A 16,246-nucleotide genomic window follows, 5' to 3' on the forward strand; every position below is an offset into this window, starting at 1 on the left:
CTTATGCCCTGGGTAATTATGCTGAGAGTAATACTAATAAGATTTGGCGTTTACGGCGTGTTTAATGAATTTTAGGGTTGAGCGTAAACACCTCTACATCGCACTAATGCTATACCTGCTCTATATCCTATTAACGATCTATGTAGTTACAAGTGGAGAGGGCACCTCACTAAATACCTACTTATTCTTCGCAATTTTTAATAATAAGTTACCTCAATTAACGCCGTTACTAACGGTGATTAGCATCGATGATTATGGTAGGGCGTTCTTCTGGATACCTGTGGCCCTGATACTCTGGTACTCCGGCGGTAGGTACAGGAGGGTCAGTGTTCTCATGGTTTCGGCCTTCATGATAAGCCTAATACTCGGTGAATTAATGAAGCACGTACTATACGAGCCAAGGCCATTTCTAGTACTGCATATAGTGCCATTGATTCATGAGCAGCCAGACTCCTCATACCCATCAGGCCACGCATTGATCGTTAGCACTGGGGCGTACTCGGCGATAATGACATTGCCTTGGTACATATCGTTACCCCTAACCGCGGAGGCACTGCTTGTTTCCTATGGTAGGATTTACGTCGGTGTTCACTGGCCGTTGGACGTGATTGCAGGTTGGTTATTAGGGATTGCCAATGTTGAGCTTGTACTTGCGCTACCTTGGTACTACGAAATTGTTTACATAATAATGAAGAAATTACTTGGCCGGTTGAGTTACCGGCATGATTGTCCTTCTACCAATTATTAAGTAACCGGTGTGAGCGTTTATCCACGTCTGTGGCCTAACTTCAGTGGGTTCGGTCTTCCATTCCCTAACCATTACATCAAACATTCTAATATCGACATAGTTAATTTTGTTCATTGCATTGAGAACCTTAAGCACTTGATTCACTGTGGGTACGTACACGACTAGAACTCCATCTGATCTTAGGGCCTCTGTTGCCTTGGGTATTGCATTCCACGGATCACCCATGTCTAGAACCACGGCATCTAAATCCCTCTCGAGGAATCCATCATTAGTTACATCCCTTAAGCGTAACTCAACCCAGTCAATAAGGCCAAGCATTTCAAGGTTCTTCCTCGCAACACTTATTGAGTCTTCCCTCTTGTCATATCCGTAAATCTTACCGTTAGGTTTCACATAATAGGCAAGCATTGCGGTCATGAATCCACTACCAACACCTGCCTCTGCAACCCTGCTGCCAGGGCCTATGCCGGTATTAATTATTATTTGAGCAGCATCCTTGGGGTATATTACTTGAGTGATCCTATTGGCCTTTTCTAGGAGGATGTCCGTGATCAACGGCCTTAATAAGGCCATGTTATAACCCAGGTTTGTCTTTATCACTGTACCATATTCACGGCCTATCACATCATCAGTATTTATGATACCCCTTATCGTACTGATCCTAGAACCCTTAACAATCCTAACCACTGATCTAACACTATCACCAACGATTAATACGTAATCCCCCTCCTTAATTGGCATATTACCTTCGAGTGCTAATTAATGAAGGGAATATTTATGAATTTTTACGGGAATGCTCATCAACGACCTGCTCTATATAATTCATAAATTCCTCGAGGGTGCCACTAACCAAGCCCTTACTAACCATTTCATTCCACTTATTAATAACCTCCTTGAACTCTTTCTTAGCCTTTACTGCATCGTCTATTGATGATATTTCAACCCTGAAATTAGCATAGCCTCCCTTACCAATGCCAGGGCAATACCCAAGTGCTTTATCGTAAACCTCGAACTTTACAATATTACCATCAAGCCAATAGATGAATGGGTAGTACCTACACACGTTAGGCTTAACGGGGTGTATTGAGCAAATTAGTTTATCATCGATCCACTTATTGAATATGCACGTGCCATCAAGCCTCTTCTTAAGCACGAGGTAGTACTCACCATCCCTAAGCCTTATTACTGGTTCATCCCAATCAGCAGCCATGTCCTTAGGAAATAATGCCAGGAAATCCCTAGGTCTCATGCCTACATACTTCGTAATCCTAGCCGCATCCCTATGCGTCACAGGTATCCAATAACGCCTACAGCACTCACCACACATTATGCAATTGAATCTAACCCTTGGGAATTCCGCATTCACCATAATTCTCATGGTTAATTTAATGGTACTTGCATTGTAAGGGCTTGTTATGAGGATTGCGACTGAGAAGATCCCTTAATCTCCTGTAGATACTTACTTACTTCATCTATTGTTAACTTCCTAAATAACTTGGTCTTAACATCGATAACTCCTATCTCTAGCCTATCAGGCTCGGGTGCCTCAAGGACTAGGCTTAATGCCCTGATTGCGAGTTTTACACAATCATTAACACCCATGTCATACTTATACTCCTTCTCGAGGAATTCCGTTATCCTCGATGACTCGGCGCCCATGGCAACCGCGTAGAAGCCGAAGTATATACCGCCTGGGTCTGTCTGGAATAGCCTTGGTCCATGCTTATCAACACCACCAACAATCAATGCAGCGCCAAAGGGCCTTACACCACCGTATTGCGTATGCATCTGCTTAAGATCACTAATCCTCTTGGTCAATAACTCAACATCTATGGGCTCATCATAGAGCAACCTATGTGTCTGGGCCTCCTGCCTAGCATACTCAATAAGTACCCTGGCGTCCGACAATAAGCCCGATGCTGCTATGCCCACGTGATCATCAACCATATAAACCTTCTCAATACTACCCAGGTCGATTAGGGAACTTACCTTTCTCTTCTCTGCAGCAAGCACAACACCATCAACGCACTTAATACCAATGGTAGCCCAACCCCTCTTAACAGCCTCACCAGCATACCTAACTTGGTATAACTCACCCTCTGGACTAAATATTGTTATGGCCCTATCATATCCATATACCTGTGGAGAGAACATACTTCTCGATAATGTATTGTCAAGGGGTTTTTAAATCAAACCTACTTGTTACCTATTTCATGGCATTGCGCGTAACCTTTTTAAATTAGTAATCGAGTTCGATATCGGTTATGAAAATAGCAATATCCGTGAGTAATGGTTTCGTATCTGGACCTGGTGAAGGCGATGAAGTTTGGATAGTTGAGGTTGAGGATCATGGCAACTACAAATTAATTGAGCGATATGAGAACCCAGCAAGGTATGCACAGCAGATAAGGGGTGTGTTCATGTTGAGGAGTTTGCTTGATCGTGGAATTAACACGGTAATACTCTCCGAAATAGGACCTCCAGGCTATAGGTGGGCTGCTGAGAAGGGCATTAGGATATATATATTTGAGGGACGTGTTGAGGATGCAATCAAGGCCTTTATTGAGGGTAAACTAACTGAGGCGCAGGGGCCAACGCATGGTGAGCATCATGGTCACTACGGGCATCACGACCATCATAGACATATAGAGGGTTTTGAAACATACGACTTCCTAAAGCCCTATGTAAGTAATGGTATGGCGATTGCCGACCTAGGTTGCGGGAGTGGTTATTACTGTAACTTCTTTAAGGACTATGCATCAAGGCTTTACTGTGTTGATGTTGATGAAGCGGCAATTAATGAGGTTCGTAGGAACTTTAGTAACTATGGAAATGTGGTCATACTTAATGAGGACATTACAAGGGCGTCAATACCAAGCAATAGTATTGATTTAGCATTTATGTCCAATGTGTTTCATGACATTGAGGATAAGGAGGCAGCCGTTAGGGAAGTGAGTAGGATCTTGAAACCTGGCGGTAGGTTATTAATTATTGAGTTTAAGAAGGACGTGTTTTTTGGGCCACCATTTAAGTTAAGTCCTGATGAGGTTGAGCAGTACTTCAGTAGGGAGGGCTTTGTTAGGGAGGGTTATGGGGATATCTCTCCTTATCATTACATGCTCGTCTTTAAAAAGGTAAGGTAGGGTGCAGGTTGGATATATTTTACTATGGTTTAAATATAGGTATCTATAGTTAAAATATGGTGAAATAATGAAGGGAAGGCCTGATTGGATCATTCGATATAAGGATATCATTAATAAATTGAGGTTTATTCTCTACGAATTTGAAAATGGGGATCTTAATTTTCAATTATTTGTTAATGAAATAAATAAATCATTAACTAATTGTGGATATGATCCAATAAAGGTTATGGTATCTGATATTATGACGGAATTCTTCGGGGCATACGCCGTATACGTACCTCGTAAGCCAGTATCCATAGTGTATGTTTCCACAGAACTTATGAAAAAGCCAAGGCCCCTACTTGGTAGGGTTTTAGTGCATGAGATATTTCACCACATACTTTATCAAAGGCCTCCATCATTGCTATTTAAATTGGCGCCGAAGAGATTCGAACCAATTATTCTAATAACCTTACCATTTATAATCCTCGCAATTTTAGCAATACCCCTCTACTCTACACTGTATAACTTCTTATCTTATATTGTTGCTTCATCATCTATAACCATGACATTATTAACGGCAATCCTGATAAGGGCCTTAAATGAGCATGAATTAATGGCTACAACATTCGTGGTTTACCTAGTGACTGGTGAATGGGTTAAGAACTGGACTTATTACCATGATGAAAACGCATTAATGAGCCTCAGGTGGGATGAAGCCGTTAGGCCTAGGGAGGTTATTGTTATGCAAAGGTAAATTAAGGGTTGGTAATTAGGAGGCTTGATGATTAGGCTTGTGTTACTCGATATTGATGGCACCTTAACGAAGGATAGGAATACGGAGGCTTTTGATCCAGATGCCATTGCAGCAGTGCAGGATGTTGTGAACAAGTATGTCGTTGGTCTCGTGACTGGTAACGCCTTAATAGTGACGCAAGCACTATCACGCTACATAGGATTGCCTAGAGGATCACCACTTATTGCGGAGAATGGGTGCTTAGTGGATTATAGAGGTGAAGTTCATGAACTATGTGAAGACCTAAATTTAAGGGACATTGCGTTAAGGCTTATGAAGGTAATACCAGGCTTGAGACCTACATATCAATTTAATTACAGGAAGTTCGACATAACACTATGGGCGCCTAGGGATCCTAATGAGTTAGTGGAGGTTGTTAAGGCTGAATTGAGGAAAATGAACTTAGATGGTAAGGTGAGGGTTTCCCATAGTGGTTATGCACTGCATCTGCAGCCTATTAATTCAAGTAAGGCTACAGCCATTAAGTACCTATGTGGTGTAATTGGTGTATCCTGTAATGAGGTTGTTTACGTTGGTGATAGCGATACGGACATTGATGCGATGAATGTAGTTGGTTATGGAGTTGCAGTGTCTAACGCTACTGACGGACTTAAGAGGAGGGCTAAGATAATTCTTGAGAAGCCAAGTGGTAAGGGTGTTGTCGACTTTCTAAAGAATTACTTACCTAAGCTATGATTTCCTAAACATCATTAATAGGTAGTTATACGCACTCTCGATGTTGAAGTTATTCCTAACGAAATCTCTAAAGTCATCATACTTCCTAATAAAGTCATTATCTATACCCTTTATAGCATCATTCCATAGAGATCTTCCCAAGCCCATGTTTCCTGCTAGCTCGATACTAAGTGGTATGTCGAGGGCCAATGCAGTTATTGCGCAATCAATTGTTGGTTTGCACGTTATTAATGCGTTCCTTAGATCGTTCATATTAAATGTATTAATTAAGTATTGAATCAGTGTTTCATATTTAGCTATTACTACGTCAACTGTTCTCCTAAGCATTGCCAAAGAGATCCTATACACCACATCATCTTTCATACTCTGTGGTATACTCCACAGGCTAATTAGCGTTGGATCTCTCATGACCTTTACAAGGGCTACTTCACGTAACATCATAATCCTTGCCTCATAATCCTTTAATTGAAGTAATTTACTCGGTATTATGGATATTATGGTTAGTTCATCAGTGTTCATATACTTTACAGGCCATTCCTCGTGAGTAACACTTTCGAGGCCGAGAGCATCCCTTACCCTATTATGATTGTCCGTTATATAGACAATAATGTCATTACTTGGAACCTCAAGTTCCTTAAATGCCCACTCAATGAGATCTTTGACTTTATTCAATTCATTGACCGTAACTTCTACCAACTGTATTACTTCCACATTTTATATATGCTTTGTTGAGGTTAATATTCCTTAAGTTAACAGGGTAAAAATACAAGTGAGAATCTTAAACAGTGGTAAAAGTTTTTAAAGGAAGTATTTCCCTGCTATCACTAATGGTATTACCAAAGTACGATGTTATCTTGACCACAGATCGCTCAATGATGAGTAATTATCATGGTAAGGAGTTCCTGGGATTCGTAACAACGGGACCTCTTTTTATAACCGTAGGACCCTTTAGAAAACTTGGTGAGTGGATTCATGAGTACATCGCGATGCCTAAGATGAAGGTTGATAAGTACGGTAGGCCGTATCAAGCACCCTATGGTATGAGGAAGATAGAGGCTGCATTACTTGATGCCGGCATTAACGCAGCGATAATCGACCCAGACCATGTGCATAAATACATACCAAATGCTAAAATGCTCATGCTTAGTCATCATGATTATTTCGGGCTTAATCCACCATCATCGACCTGGTCAGCCATTGTTGGTAGAGAATCGCTTAATGCATATTCATTTAGGAGATTTATGGCGAGGATAAGGCCATACATAATGGATGCCAAGAGCAGGAATGGGCTTAAGGTGGTGATTGGTGGGCCATCAGCATGGCAGTGGTTATACTTGCCAGAGCTAATGGACTTTTTCGGTGTTGACACAGTATTTGATGGCGAGGGCGAGAGATTAGTGATTGATCTTGTGAGGAGAATGCTCAATAATGAGCCTGTACCTCGCTATGTATATGTTGGTGTAAATGATGTGCCAAGTATTGATGAAATACCAACAATAAAGTACCCAGCTGTTAATGGTTTTGTCGAGATTGGGAGAGGTTGTCCGAGGGGTTGCGCCTTCTGCTCAGTAACGCTGAGACCGCTCAGGTGGTATCCGCTTGAGAAGATTGAGGAGGAGTTAAAGCTGCATGTCAAGTACGGTATTGTGCATGGTTTAATACACTCCGATGACGTGCCATTATACGGATCCACAGGCGTTGAGCTTAACCCCGATAAATTGATCAAACTGCACCAGCTCGTTAAGAGATACTACCTAACAATGGCCTGGAGCCACACAACACTGGCATCAGTCCTAGTGGCTGAGAAGAAGTATAATAGGTTGGCTACGAAGATTGCGGAGATAATTGAGGACGAGCACCAGGACTGGTGGGGCGCCCAGGTGGGTCTTGAGACGGGTTCAAGGAGGTTGGCCAAGGCCATAATGCCTGGCAAGGCTGCGCCGTTTAAGATTGAGGATTGGTGGGACGTTGTTGAGGAAGCATTGGGTGTGATGCATGATATTAAGCTTATACCTGCCCTAACAGTGATTGTGGGGTTACCTGGGGAGACGGAGGATGACGTTATGGAGACGATAGAACTACTTGATAGAATAAGGCCCTATAGGAGCTTGGTTGTGCCCATGTTCTATGTACCCATGAATCACATTAGGGCTGAGAAGGACGGCTGGATAATCAAGTACAACCTAATGCCTGAACACATTGAGTTAATGAAGAAGATGTTTGAACATAGTATTTATTGGGCTAAGGACATTGTGAACCACTTCTACCTGAGGGGTTCGCAGTACTGGCCTGTTAGGGTTGCTGTTAATTACTTCATGAATTACGTGGAGAGGAGGGTTAGGGCGCTCTATGATAGGCTTGACCAAATAGCCGCTGAGATTAAGAATAGGAAGCTCGTGTCGAAGGTGGAGGCTCCTAAGCTTATGGAATTATACGCCTCATCTACTAATACTGAGGATGAATAGGGGTTAGGTTCTCATTAATTCCTGCATTTTCACTAATTCATAATCAGCAAACACTATCTTGGCTTCGTTAATACCAATGCTCTTAAATGTCTCGAAGTTTTCCCATGGGTATATAATGTAGACCCACGTTATCCATTTATAGGCGTAGTAATCTGGCACGTACTTACTCGATAGTACCTTATAATCAAGAACGGCGGTCTTAACTTCCCTCGCACCAACTTTCATCAACTCCTCCCTAGCCTCATTAAGTGTTAGACCTGTATCACTAACATCATCAATTAACAATACCCTGAGATTTCTCACATCAATACTTGGTCTATACTTAATAATAACATTATTCTTAACCCTACTAAAGTTCCAATGAGATAGTTGCATTAAATCAGTGGGTATTCCAAGCATGTCTGATATTAACGAAGCAATTATAACACCGCCCTTAGATATTCCTATTATTGCATCAGGTTGGAAATTACTTTTAAGGATATCCTGGACCAATTTCAAGACGCCTCTTTCGATATCTTCCCACTTATACCGGTGGTAATCCGCCATTATGACTTGTGGTGAGGATGTATTTATAAACCAATCGTTTTACGTATTTAAATAGATACTGCGGTACGAATCTAATTAGGATAAGGGATTTATGTGTCATTTGCTTAAGAATTGATGAGTTTCAAATGATTAATAGATACCAAGCAATGATGCTTCTAGGAGTTGTATTGATATTACTATCATCAATACCAATCTATTATTCTCACCAGGAATCAATAATCTCGTACAATCACGTTAATGCATCAACATGCATAAGGGTTCTAAGTGGTATCATTAATGAGTCATTGGTTAGTGATAGAATAGAGGAGGTGATGAGGTCAATGGAACGGTCATTTTTAATTTCAATTGAGATTAACGTAAATTATGCAAATGGATCAAGTATAACCTATGGTTATTATATACCGATTGGCGAGGGTGGTGTAGCTATAACGCCCATGGTCTCCGGTAATATTGAGATCTTCGGTAGATCCCACTGCGCCTACGTGGGTAATAATTACGTAGTTAATGTATTCATAGGGCAATACGTAACCCCCCTTTACCTATTTGGTCTTGGAGTGATGCTTATCATTATGGGTTTCATACTTATTGCACTAGGTGATTACTTGAAGGATAAGTATATGCGAAATGCTTTATCTTAAGATTAATAAATTAATATCTTAAGAGGAATTGCTGTTTTTTGGGGTCAATAAATAGGTTTATTAATAACCTCATTTGTAATGTTACTTAATGTACATGCATTTATTACTTCAGGTAGGTACGCTAATAGCGGTCGCGGTTCTGGCAATAATACTGCTCATAATAATTATAGCAATACTCGCGTACTCAATTAGGATAGTCCCTGAGTACCAGAGGATTGTTAAGCTTAGGCTTGGTAAGTTCAAGGGTATTTATGGACCTGGAATTGTGTTCATAATACCCGTAATCGACAGACCAATAACGATGGATCTCAGGGTAATCTCAATTGATTTATCAAGCCAGAGGGCTTTAACTAAGGATAATGTTGAGGTTACGATAGATGCCGCAGTCTATATGAGGGTTATTGACGCGTCTAAGGCTGTTCTATCAGTAACTGATTATAGGAGCGCCACGGTTACTTTAGGAGCCGCTGTTTTGAGGGATGTCATTGGTATGGTGGATCTTGACACACTACTTACACAGAGGGAGGAGGTTGCCAAGAGGATAGCTTCGATAATCGATGAGCATGTGAGTCCCTGGGGTGTTAAGGTCACGGCAGTCGCTATTAAGGACATAAAGCTACCCGACACGCTGATCAGGGCTATGGCCGCTCAGGCGGAGGCTGAGAGAATGAGGAGGGCTAAGGTTATTCTTGCCCAGGCAGATTATGAAGCATCACAAATGTACCTAAAGGCTGCAGATACCTATGCTAAGAACGCAATATCACTTTCCCTTAGGCAGCTTGACACATTGCTAGAGGTTGCTAAGGAGCATAACCTGATCCTAGTGGTGCCAAGTTCGTTAGAGGTCACCACACTATCGGCGCTTGCCGCCGCAACACTAAAGAAGCAGGAGGGCTCAGGCGTTACGCAGCAGGGGTGATTATGCAGTTAAAGCGTAAGTTATCTATTTCTTTGATAATCATTACCACCTTATTACTAGTATTAATGCATACATTGATTGCCAGTTCCAACACGTACGTAATTCATGAGGTCTATGTATTTAATCTGAATGGTGAAATTACGGACGTAACGTATGATGAATTACAAAATGCAATGCAACTTGCAGAATCGACACCGAACTCGGCATTACTAATAATTCTCGAGACACCCGGTGGTGAATTAGATGCAGCACTAAATATTGTGTCGAGTATTGAGAGTACTAGTATACCCGTGATAGGTTTCGTGTATCCCGCCGGTTCATATTCATGGTCGGCAGGTACATTAGTCCTGCTTTCAACCACGATAGCCGCTATGGCGCCTAGCACGGTAATTGGTTCCTGCCAACCCGTTGAGATAAACCCAATAACCGGGCAGGAGGAGTTCATAAACGAGAGTAAGATACTCAATGCAATTAGTCAGTACTTTGTGGAGGTTGCTGAGTTCAGAGATAGAAATGCAACCTTCGCCCATGATTGCGTGTTTTACAATACAAACCTTGGACCTAGCGAGGCGCTTCATTACGGAGTTATTAACTTCATAGCTGATGACGTGAATTCCCTGCTCAACGAGATAAATGGTAGTACTATAAATGGGGTTACGTACTACGTAATAAATCCCGTAATAACCTATTACCAACCTGGTATTGGTTATCAGGTGTATGAGGCTTTTCTTAACTCTACAATACAGGACTTACTGAGTGGGTTAGGACTATTGCTCGCTATAATTGGGTTCGCCACGAGGCATTACTACCTGGCTGGTGTTGGTATATTATTAATGTTATTACCATTATTAACGGGACTACCTATTAACTGGCTTGGTCTGGCTTTATTAATAATAGGTTTGGCTGCCATAGCAATTGACGTGCATGCTGGTTTTACCACGCATGCGGCCTTATTCATTGTGGGCTTAGTGCTCGCTGCCTTGGGCATTGTGTTGCTGCAGCCCACGTATACTCCTCAATCATGGTTAATATCCATGAACCAGGTTGAGGCTAGGGTAATCCTTTACACATTGGTTGCCTTTGCCGGTGGTTTTGGTGGTTTTATAGCTGCTAAGGTCATTGGTATAATAAGGACTAGGCCTATCTCTGAGAGACTTTACTGGCCTATTAATGATGTTGGGGTTGCTGTTGATGATATTAATAAGGATGATGTTGGTTATGTTAAGGTTAGGGGTGAGTATTGGAGGGCCAAGGCACTTGAGAGCGTTAGGAGGGGATCGAGGGTTATTGTTGTTGGTGTTGATGGTGATACATTGCTTGTGAAGCCCTCCGGTTAGTTACGCTTATTAATCTCAGCGATGCTAATCAGCAGGTAATGGCGTCTAAATACGATGTAAAACCAAGGCTTGGTATTAGGTTTTCATTACCTGTGAGTATATTTATATTCATAGGTTTCCTGGTAATATCACCCCTATTACTATTCCTATTCCTAGTTCTGGTTAGTATAGGCATTCAGCCATTATTGGCGTTAACATTAACGTTGGGTTCATTATTAACGAGTTACATCAACGTAGTGATTGCTGAAATTACTTACTACGTCCCATTTAACCCATTCATAGATCTCATGAAACTATTCCCAATGCCGCTAGTTATACAGAGGATTGATAAGTTATTTCTTGAGGTAAATATTGGTGGTGCGATAATACCAGTAGTGACATCGGTCTACTTAATAAGTACATACTTGGTTGGTGATATGGCAATCTTAATGGCCTTTATAATATCATTGGTCATATCATCAATAGTAATATGGCAGAGCGCCAGGTTGATTCCTGGCATTGGAATTGCACTACCAACGGCATTACCTGTCCTCTTAACATTAATACTTACCCTAATATCCACAGTACTGTTCCATGCAAATCCTCTAGCCTTCTCATATAGTTTGGGTTCATTATCAACGTTAATCGGCGCCGATTTACTGAATATTAAGAAGGTTATAAGGACTATGAGGGGTTACGTATCGATTGGAGGAGCAGGGGTTTTTGATGGAATTTACATAACAGGCCTTATGTCACTGATACTAGCGTCATTGTATAAGGTACTCATACTTTAATCGTGAGACAAGCTTTTAATTCTTGGTATTATTGGTTATTTGTGATGAATTACAGGTCTACGGATAATAATGACGATACCTTGCTGACTGATGTTAAGGGAATAAGGGCCGTGATATTTGACCTAGACGGTACCCTTGTAGATACTATACCACTGCATGTGTTGTCTTGGATAGAAACATGTAAGCACCTTGGACTTTCTATTCCAACCATGGATCATGTAAATACATTAATAGGATTAAGAGCTCTAGACATAGCAAGGAAGTTATGTGGCGATGAGAACGCCGAGAAGGCCCTTCAAATTAAGAATGAGATATACCTATCATTGTTAGGGGGTGCCAAGGCCATTAATGGCGCGCCCGAATTACTAAAAATGCTTAAGGAGAAGGGTTTCACCATTGGTATTGTTACCTCAAGTTCCAGGAGAGTCGCTATTAAGGCGCTCGAGGTAACAGGCCTTTATAATTACATTGATGGTATTGTGGCTGGGGATGACGTTAATAAGGGTAAGCCAGACCCTGAGCCATTAATGAAGATACTTCATTCCCTAGGGCTTAAGGTGAGTGAGGTTGCCGTGGTTGGTGATTCTAAGTATGATGCTGAGATGGCGTTAAACGCGGGTGTTAGGGTTATATTTTTCCTAGGTTCTCATGAGGATCCTCGGGTAATAAGTATCGGGAACTTATTAGATATTACTAGGTATCTCGATCTTGGTCAATTTCTAATTAGGCATTAATTTTATTAATTTTTCCTTAGTCTCTACCTGCAATGTTGGTTCTGCAGTTAGGAGTTGCGATGTATGTGGTAATAATAATAGTCGCAATAGCCATAGTCCTAGCCGTGCTATATAGGCTAGGGTATTTTGGAGGTAAGCGTAGGGAGAAGGGTCAGGGCGAAATCCCTGAGCAAGTAATTCCACAACCCAAGCCGGAGCAAAGAACCCAACCACGTTTAAGACCTATTTCCCAATACCCATCGACTCCTCAGGAAGTACCTGCTGGGCAGGGCACCAGGGCATTACTCGTTGAGAGTAGACCCGTTGAGGTTAAGCCACTGCAGAGTCCAGAGAGACCCCCTGATACGGAGAGGATAGAGAGGCTCATTAGGGGTATCGAGAATGAGCTGATCCAGGTACTTAAACAAACCTCCGCTGATACTGCTGATTTAATAATATCGAGGATTAATGAACTCAGGGATTATATTAATCAATTAGAGAGACAATGCATAATGCAAAGCCCACCCTTTGTTCAGATGGGTTATGTCCCATCAAGCCTGTCAGAATTTAAGGAATTGTTTAAGGCATCCTTCGCAGGCCTTATGAAGGGCAATGATATGCTTGAGTATACGGGTGAGTTAAGTATGGATGATGAGGAGTTAATAAAATCAATCATTAATTATAACACGGATTTTATAGCCATCTATAGTAATAATAAGTACGTATACTTAGTCAAGCATAATGATTATTCCCTGGTCCTAACAACAGATGAATACCTGGATCCCGTTAGTAGTGGCTTGGTCAGGTTATTATTTAGGAGGTTCATTGACGAAACACTTAAACCGCAGGGTTAGTTTCATAATCTACGCTTAATTGACCAGGAAAGTCTCCTAAGGATTAATTCAGGACCTGGATAATGCGTGATAGGTTTAACACGGTTATTTACTAATGCCTTAAATGCGGATTCCACGGTTAGATCATCGAGTTCAAATACGGTATACGTAACACCAACGAGTTCAGGCACATGAGCATCACTATTAGCAAGACCTGGTAATCCCAAATCATGTGCGGCCTTAGCAGCTCTCCAGTTAAATATTGGTAATGCACCAGCATTAAACACCTCTATTGCATGCCATTTAAACATACGCACTTTATTCCCAATGCCATGCCTCAGTATATCGTAAGGATGCGCAGGTATTGCTACGCAATTATTCTCAGAAACCCAATCAAGTAGTTCAGGTATTAATTTCGGCGTATCATCAGTGCCAGGATACTCCCTACACAGTACTAGTATGTCGCCATCAACAGTCCTAACCTCATTACCCACTATAAAGACGAAATCATTCCTATGAAGTAATCCATTACTCCTTATGAACTCCAACGCCTTAAGCGAGCCTTTGAATGTGTCGTGATCCGTTATTGACAATAAGCCTATACCCCTATCTAAAGCACTTTTTATTACGTCCCTTGGATCCCCCCTACCATCACTATATATACTGTGCGTGTGTAAGTCAGCCCTTACCCTTAGAACCACGTAGGTAATGCATAATAAATTTAATATAAATAATTGGGTATTGCTTAGCTAGGATGCTAATAAATACCCAGCCATGAAGGGGCCTAATTCCATGTCTCTTTCATTATTTATTAATGATTAGTATTTTTGCATACTTTCAACTCCTCCATTAAGTTCCTCTCGGCAACTTCACCATTAGGTTCAACTTCCTTAAATATTTGAGCCTCGTAGATTAGCACTGACGTATCCTCATCCAACCAACAATCAGGGGGTAGGAATGCCTTCGTACAGCCCTCATTTAGGAATGTTAATGAATCCCAGCAATACTCAACAGGTACCTGAGGAAGAAGCAATCCTGAGTAGTAGCCTTTCTGAATAACAATACCATGCCTACCAACTATGATCTTCTCAGGGTAATTCCTCGGATTACCAGGTTCAAGTAACTCAAGTGGACTTAATATGGAGACTTCGAAAGTTACTCTACTCAACTCCTCAATCCTCATGGGTTCAAACCTTGGATCCTCGACGGCAGCGGCTATGGCGCTCCTAATTACCCCATTAACAGTATTATAAACAGCCTGTGGAAAGCCAATACAACCCCTAAGTTCACCCCTCCTATCCCTACCCATGAATATCTCTATTGTTGTGAAAACCCCATACTTATCCTTAAGTAGTCTTGATGGCGTATCTGATGGTGCCTGGATAACCTTACCACTACGTAGGTATTCCTCAACGGCCATCCGAGCCAGCTTGACCAGGAACTTCCCCTCCTCAATACTGTAGGGTTTGAACATTGTCACCACTCTTCTCTACTCTAGAGTTAAATAAATACACTATGCCCGTGATAATTCCTGAAATAACAACGAGAGAGAGCATTAGGACGTCCAAGGCCTTATTTGTATTGCCAATTAGGAATTGGCCCTTATCCATGAAGACCGCATAGTAAATTAATATTGCAATGGTTACTATGAATAGTATTGTTGCAAGTATGACGGTATACCTCATTAACCCTCCAATTTAAGATAATTAATATAAAGGTTACTACCTAGGGAAATTACGTATTTAATAACGTCCTTATCTTATCATTCACATTCCTAAATACATGGACATTACTTAAGAATATTAAATGCGCTATATACTTATTTAATTGATTAAGCATACCAATGAGTTCACTAACCTTATTATCAGGTAGGTAATCATCATCGAGAAGCTTAACGGCGGTCCTCTCTGCCTCCCTAGCCTTAACCCTAAGGAGATTCAGTAACGCCGCTGTTTTGTCGCTAGGTATGAACCAACCCAACTCCCTACTGTCCAACTCACAGGCCTTATTAATTATCTCCCTAACTGGTTTAAGCCACTCATCATTTCCAGTGGCTAGGTACGTATTTAATGCAGCTGTCATTGCAGCGATAACCCTAAACTCATCATTGCCAATTTCCTGAAGACCCCACTCGGCCAATGCCTCGAGTTCATCAAGCCTACCCATGAGTTCAATGGCTGGGTGGTCCTTCCTAAGCTTAACATGCTTGCCAAATACGATGACTTCGCTAAATCCTCCATCGCCTGGGCACCGTATTGACCCATCAATCCTCAGGCAATCAACAAATACATTAGTCATAACAAAACATGTAATTCATCATTGGGGAAATTAATATAGGTAGTACTTAATTTAATAACTTAATAGCCGACAATGGTTCAGTAGAGGTGGGCGAAAGTGAGTTTCACATGTAGTATATGTGGAAGGCACGTAACGTTTTGGGAAGTAGCCTATATAGGGAATTCCCTAATAATATGTAAGAGGTGCTACCCTGACTATTACGTAAAGCACTGCCCATTAGTTAGGCGGAGATTGGCTGGTGAGCTACCACAATCATGCAATTACTGCCTATATCGTAGTAAGTGCGATGAGTACATTAAGTCATCATTAAAGGGTAGTAATCCATCGCAATAGACAAAACTTATAATTATTACATGCCTATA

The 16,246-nt window shown here is 41.4% G+C and carries 21 protein-coding genes; 12 read left to right on the top strand and 9 right to left on the bottom strand.

The features are described 5' to 3' along the window. Nucleotides 1-64 precede the first annotated feature (64 nt). A complete protein-coding gene (sepP, locus tag ACP5L5_RS06695; RefSeq protein ID WP_428762537.1) occupies nt 65-748 on the top strand; it encodes an undecaprenyl-diphosphatase SepP in 684 nt (227 codons plus the stop codon). Here sepP and ACP5L5_RS06700 read toward each other — a convergent pair. From ACP5L5_RS06700 to psmA, 3 genes are read right to left on the bottom strand one after another with little or no spacing between them, the layout of a single operon-like run. Continuing rightward, a complete protein-coding gene (locus ACP5L5_RS06700; protein WP_013605009.1) occupies nt 698-1,489 on the bottom strand; it encodes a tRNA (adenine-N1)-methyltransferase in 792 nt (263 codons plus the stop codon). The two genes, sepP and ACP5L5_RS06700, sit on opposite strands and share 51 nt — an antisense overlap. Nucleotides 1,490-1,523: 34 nt before the next feature. Further along, on the bottom strand, nt 1,524-2,126 hold the full coding sequence (locus ACP5L5_RS06705; RefSeq protein WP_148224713.1) for a YkgJ family cysteine cluster protein: 603 nt from the start codon (nt 2,124-2,126) through the stop codon (nt 1,524-1,526). 35 nt (nt 2,127-2,161) lie between these two features. Then, nucleotides 2,162-2,902 carry an archaeal proteasome endopeptidase complex subunit alpha gene (gene psmA, locus ACP5L5_RS06710; RefSeq protein ID WP_013605011.1) on the bottom strand — a complete coding sequence of 247 codons (741 nt, stop codon included), beginning with the start codon at nt 2,900-2,902 and terminating at the stop codon, nt 2,162-2,164. 110 nt (nt 2,903-3,012) lie between these two features. On the opposite strand from psmA, the gene ACP5L5_RS06715 reads away from it, so the two are divergent. The 3 genes from ACP5L5_RS06715 (at nt 3,013) to ACP5L5_RS06725 (ending at nt 5,362) form a co-directional block, all read left to right on the top strand. After that, nucleotides 3,013-3,891 carry a methyltransferase domain-containing protein gene (locus tag ACP5L5_RS06715; RefSeq protein WP_428762539.1) on the top strand — a complete coding sequence of 293 codons (879 nt, stop codon included), beginning with the start codon at nt 3,013-3,015 and terminating at the stop codon, nt 3,889-3,891. A gap of 67 nt (nt 3,892-3,958) precedes the next feature. After that, nucleotides 3,959-4,627 carry a hypothetical protein gene (locus ACP5L5_RS06720; protein WP_428762541.1) on the top strand — a complete coding sequence of 223 codons (669 nt, stop codon included), beginning with the start codon at nt 3,959-3,961 and terminating at the stop codon, nt 4,625-4,627. A gap of 27 nt (nt 4,628-4,654) precedes the next feature. Continuing rightward, complete coding sequence (locus ACP5L5_RS06725; protein ID WP_013605014.1) at nt 4,655-5,362, top strand: phosphoglycolate phosphatase; 708 nt, start codon at nt 4,655-4,657, stop codon at nt 5,360-5,362. Here the strand turns inward: ACP5L5_RS06725 and ACP5L5_RS06730 are convergent. After that, entirely contained in the window at nt 5,357-6,073 is a 717-nt protein-coding gene (locus tag ACP5L5_RS06730) for a hypothetical protein (RefSeq protein ID WP_428762543.1), read from the bottom strand. The genes ACP5L5_RS06725 and ACP5L5_RS06730 overlap by 6 nt on opposite strands. Before the next feature lie 116 nt (nt 6,074-6,189). Here ACP5L5_RS06730 and ACP5L5_RS06735 point away from each other — a divergent pair, with 116 nt between their 5' ends. Beyond that, the gene (locus ACP5L5_RS06735) at nt 6,190-7,827 is read left to right on the top strand and encodes a B12-binding domain-containing radical SAM protein (protein ID WP_428762545.1); all 1,638 of its coding nucleotides are present in this window, start codon (nt 6,190-6,192) and stop codon (nt 7,825-7,827) included. A gap of 3 nt (nt 7,828-7,830) precedes the next feature. On the opposite strand, the gene ACP5L5_RS06740 is transcribed toward ACP5L5_RS06735, so the two are convergent. Continuing rightward, the gene (locus tag ACP5L5_RS06740) at nt 7,831-8,373 is read right to left on the bottom strand and encodes a phosphoribosyltransferase (RefSeq protein ID WP_428762547.1); all 543 of its coding nucleotides are present in this window, start codon (nt 8,371-8,373) and stop codon (nt 7,831-7,833) included. 146 nt (nt 8,374-8,519) lie between these two features. Here ACP5L5_RS06740 and ACP5L5_RS06745 point away from each other — a divergent pair, with 146 nt between their 5' ends. The 6 genes from ACP5L5_RS06745 to ACP5L5_RS06770 all read left to right on the top strand — a co-directional run bounded on the left by ACP5L5_RS06745 (nt 8,520) and on the right by ACP5L5_RS06770 (nt 13,607). After that, nucleotides 8,520-9,011, top strand: a complete 492-nt coding sequence (locus ACP5L5_RS06745) for a hypothetical protein (protein WP_428762549.1) — start codon at nt 8,520-8,522, stop codon at nt 9,009-9,011. Nucleotides 9,012-9,099: 88 nt separating this feature from the next. Then, nucleotides 9,100-9,930: a slipin family protein gene (locus ACP5L5_RS06750; protein ID WP_428762551.1), complete on the top strand. Its 831-nt coding sequence runs from the start codon at nt 9,100-9,102 to the stop codon at nt 9,928-9,930. A gap of 2 nt (nt 9,931-9,932) precedes the next feature. Next, on the top strand, nt 9,933-11,267 hold the full coding sequence (locus tag ACP5L5_RS06755; protein ID WP_428762553.1) for an NfeD family protein: 1,335 nt from the start codon (nt 9,933-9,935) through the stop codon (nt 11,265-11,267). 38 nt (nt 11,268-11,305) lie between these two features. Beyond that, nucleotides 11,306-12,040, top strand: a complete 735-nt coding sequence (locus ACP5L5_RS06760; protein WP_428762555.1) for a DUF1614 domain-containing protein — start codon at nt 11,306-11,308, stop codon at nt 12,038-12,040. Between the two features lie 44 nt (nt 12,041-12,084). Next, nucleotides 12,085-12,774, top strand: coding sequence for an HAD family hydrolase (locus ACP5L5_RS06765; RefSeq protein ID WP_428762557.1), 690 nt, complete (start codon nt 12,085-12,087; stop codon nt 12,772-12,774). A gap of 32 nt (nt 12,775-12,806) precedes the next feature. Then, the gene (locus ACP5L5_RS06770; RefSeq protein ID WP_428762559.1) at nt 12,807-13,607 is read left to right on the top strand and encodes a hypothetical protein; all 801 of its coding nucleotides are present in this window, start codon (nt 12,807-12,809) and stop codon (nt 13,605-13,607) included. 2 nt (nt 13,608-13,609) lie between these two features. Here ACP5L5_RS06770 and ACP5L5_RS06775 read toward each other — a convergent pair whose 3' ends face one another. The 4 genes from ACP5L5_RS06775 to ACP5L5_RS06790 all read right to left on the bottom strand — a co-directional run bounded on the left by ACP5L5_RS06775 (nt 13,610) and on the right by ACP5L5_RS06790 (nt 15,884). Further along, nucleotides 13,610-14,287, bottom strand: coding sequence for a PHP domain-containing protein (locus ACP5L5_RS06775; RefSeq protein WP_048057261.1), 678 nt, complete (start codon nt 14,285-14,287; stop codon nt 13,610-13,612). Nucleotides 14,288-14,397: 110 nt separating this feature from the next. Continuing rightward, on the bottom strand, nt 14,398-15,060 hold the full coding sequence (locus tag ACP5L5_RS06780; RefSeq protein ID WP_428762561.1) for a TIGR00296 family protein: 663 nt from the start codon (nt 15,058-15,060) through the stop codon (nt 14,398-14,400). Further along, nucleotides 15,038-15,271, bottom strand: coding sequence for a hypothetical protein (locus ACP5L5_RS06785; protein WP_428762562.1), 234 nt, complete (start codon nt 15,269-15,271; stop codon nt 15,038-15,040). The genes ACP5L5_RS06780 and ACP5L5_RS06785 overlap by 23 nt, the downstream gene beginning before the upstream one ends. A 49-nt stretch (nt 15,272-15,320) precedes the next feature. Then, a complete protein-coding gene (locus tag ACP5L5_RS06790) occupies nt 15,321-15,884 on the bottom strand; it encodes an ATP:cob(I)alamin adenosyltransferase (RefSeq protein WP_013605027.1) in 564 nt (187 codons plus the stop codon). Nucleotides 15,885-15,980: 96 nt separating this feature from the next. On the opposite strand from ACP5L5_RS06790, the gene ACP5L5_RS06795 reads away from it, so the two are divergent. Beyond that, the gene (locus tag ACP5L5_RS06795) at nt 15,981-16,217 is read left to right on the top strand and encodes a hypothetical protein (RefSeq protein ID WP_428762565.1); all 237 of its coding nucleotides are present in this window, start codon (nt 15,981-15,983) and stop codon (nt 16,215-16,217) included. Nucleotides 16,218-16,246: the final 29 nt, after the last annotated feature.

Source organism: Vulcanisaeta sp. (genome assembly GCF_049966235.1).
GTDB classification, from domain to species: Archaea; Thermoproteota; Thermoprotei; order Thermoproteales; family Thermocladiaceae; genus Vulcanisaeta; species Vulcanisaeta moutnovskia.

Bases quoted from the DNA above. Each gene is read 5' to 3' on its own strand.
- sepP (WP_428762537.1), top strand. From the start codon at position 65: ATGAATTTTAGGGTTGAGCGTAAACACCTCTACATCGCACTAATGCTA.
- ACP5L5_RS06700 (WP_013605009.1), bottom strand. From the start codon at position 1,489: ATGCCAATTAAGGAGGGGGATTACGTATTAATCGTTGGTGATAGTGTT.
- ACP5L5_RS06705 (WP_148224713.1), bottom strand. From the start codon at position 2,126: ATGAGAATTATGGTGAATGCGGAATTCCCAAGGGTTAGATTCAATTGC.
- psmA (WP_013605011.1), bottom strand. From the start codon at position 2,902: ATGTTCTCTCCACAGGTATATGGATATGATAGGGCCATAACAATATTT.
- ACP5L5_RS06715 (WP_428762539.1), top strand. From the start codon at position 3,013: ATGAAAATAGCAATATCCGTGAGTAATGGTTTCGTATCTGGACCTGGT.
- ACP5L5_RS06720 (WP_428762541.1), top strand. From the start codon at position 3,959: ATGAAGGGAAGGCCTGATTGGATCATTCGATATAAGGATATCATTAAT.
- ACP5L5_RS06725 (WP_013605014.1), top strand. From the start codon at position 4,655: ATGATTAGGCTTGTGTTACTCGATATTGATGGCACCTTAACGAAGGAT.
- ACP5L5_RS06735 (WP_428762545.1), top strand. From the start codon at position 6,190: ATGGTATTACCAAAGTACGATGTTATCTTGACCACAGATCGCTCAATG.
- ACP5L5_RS06740 (WP_428762547.1), bottom strand. From the start codon at position 8,373: ATGGCGGATTACCACCGGTATAAGTGGGAAGATATCGAAAGAGGCGTC.
- ACP5L5_RS06745 (WP_428762549.1), top strand. From the start codon at position 8,520: ATGATGCTTCTAGGAGTTGTATTGATATTACTATCATCAATACCAATC.
- ACP5L5_RS06750 (WP_428762551.1), top strand. From the start codon at position 9,100: ATGTACATGCATTTATTACTTCAGGTAGGTACGCTAATAGCGGTCGCG.
- ACP5L5_RS06755 (WP_428762553.1), top strand. From the start codon at position 9,933: ATGCAGTTAAAGCGTAAGTTATCTATTTCTTTGATAATCATTACCACC.
- ACP5L5_RS06760 (WP_428762555.1), top strand. From the start codon at position 11,306: ATGGCGTCTAAATACGATGTAAAACCAAGGCTTGGTATTAGGTTTTCA.
- ACP5L5_RS06765 (WP_428762557.1), top strand. From the start codon at position 12,085: ATGAATTACAGGTCTACGGATAATAATGACGATACCTTGCTGACTGAT.
- ACP5L5_RS06770 (WP_428762559.1), top strand. From the start codon at position 12,807: ATGTTGGTTCTGCAGTTAGGAGTTGCGATGTATGTGGTAATAATAATA.
- ACP5L5_RS06780 (WP_428762561.1), bottom strand. From the start codon at position 15,060: ATGTTCAAACCCTACAGTATTGAGGAGGGGAAGTTCCTGGTCAAGCTG.
- ACP5L5_RS06785 (WP_428762562.1), bottom strand. From the start codon at position 15,271: ATGAGGTATACCGTCATACTTGCAACAATACTATTCATAGTAACCATT.
- ACP5L5_RS06790 (WP_013605027.1), bottom strand. From the start codon at position 15,884: ATGACTAATGTATTTGTTGATTGCCTGAGGATTGATGGGTCAATACGG.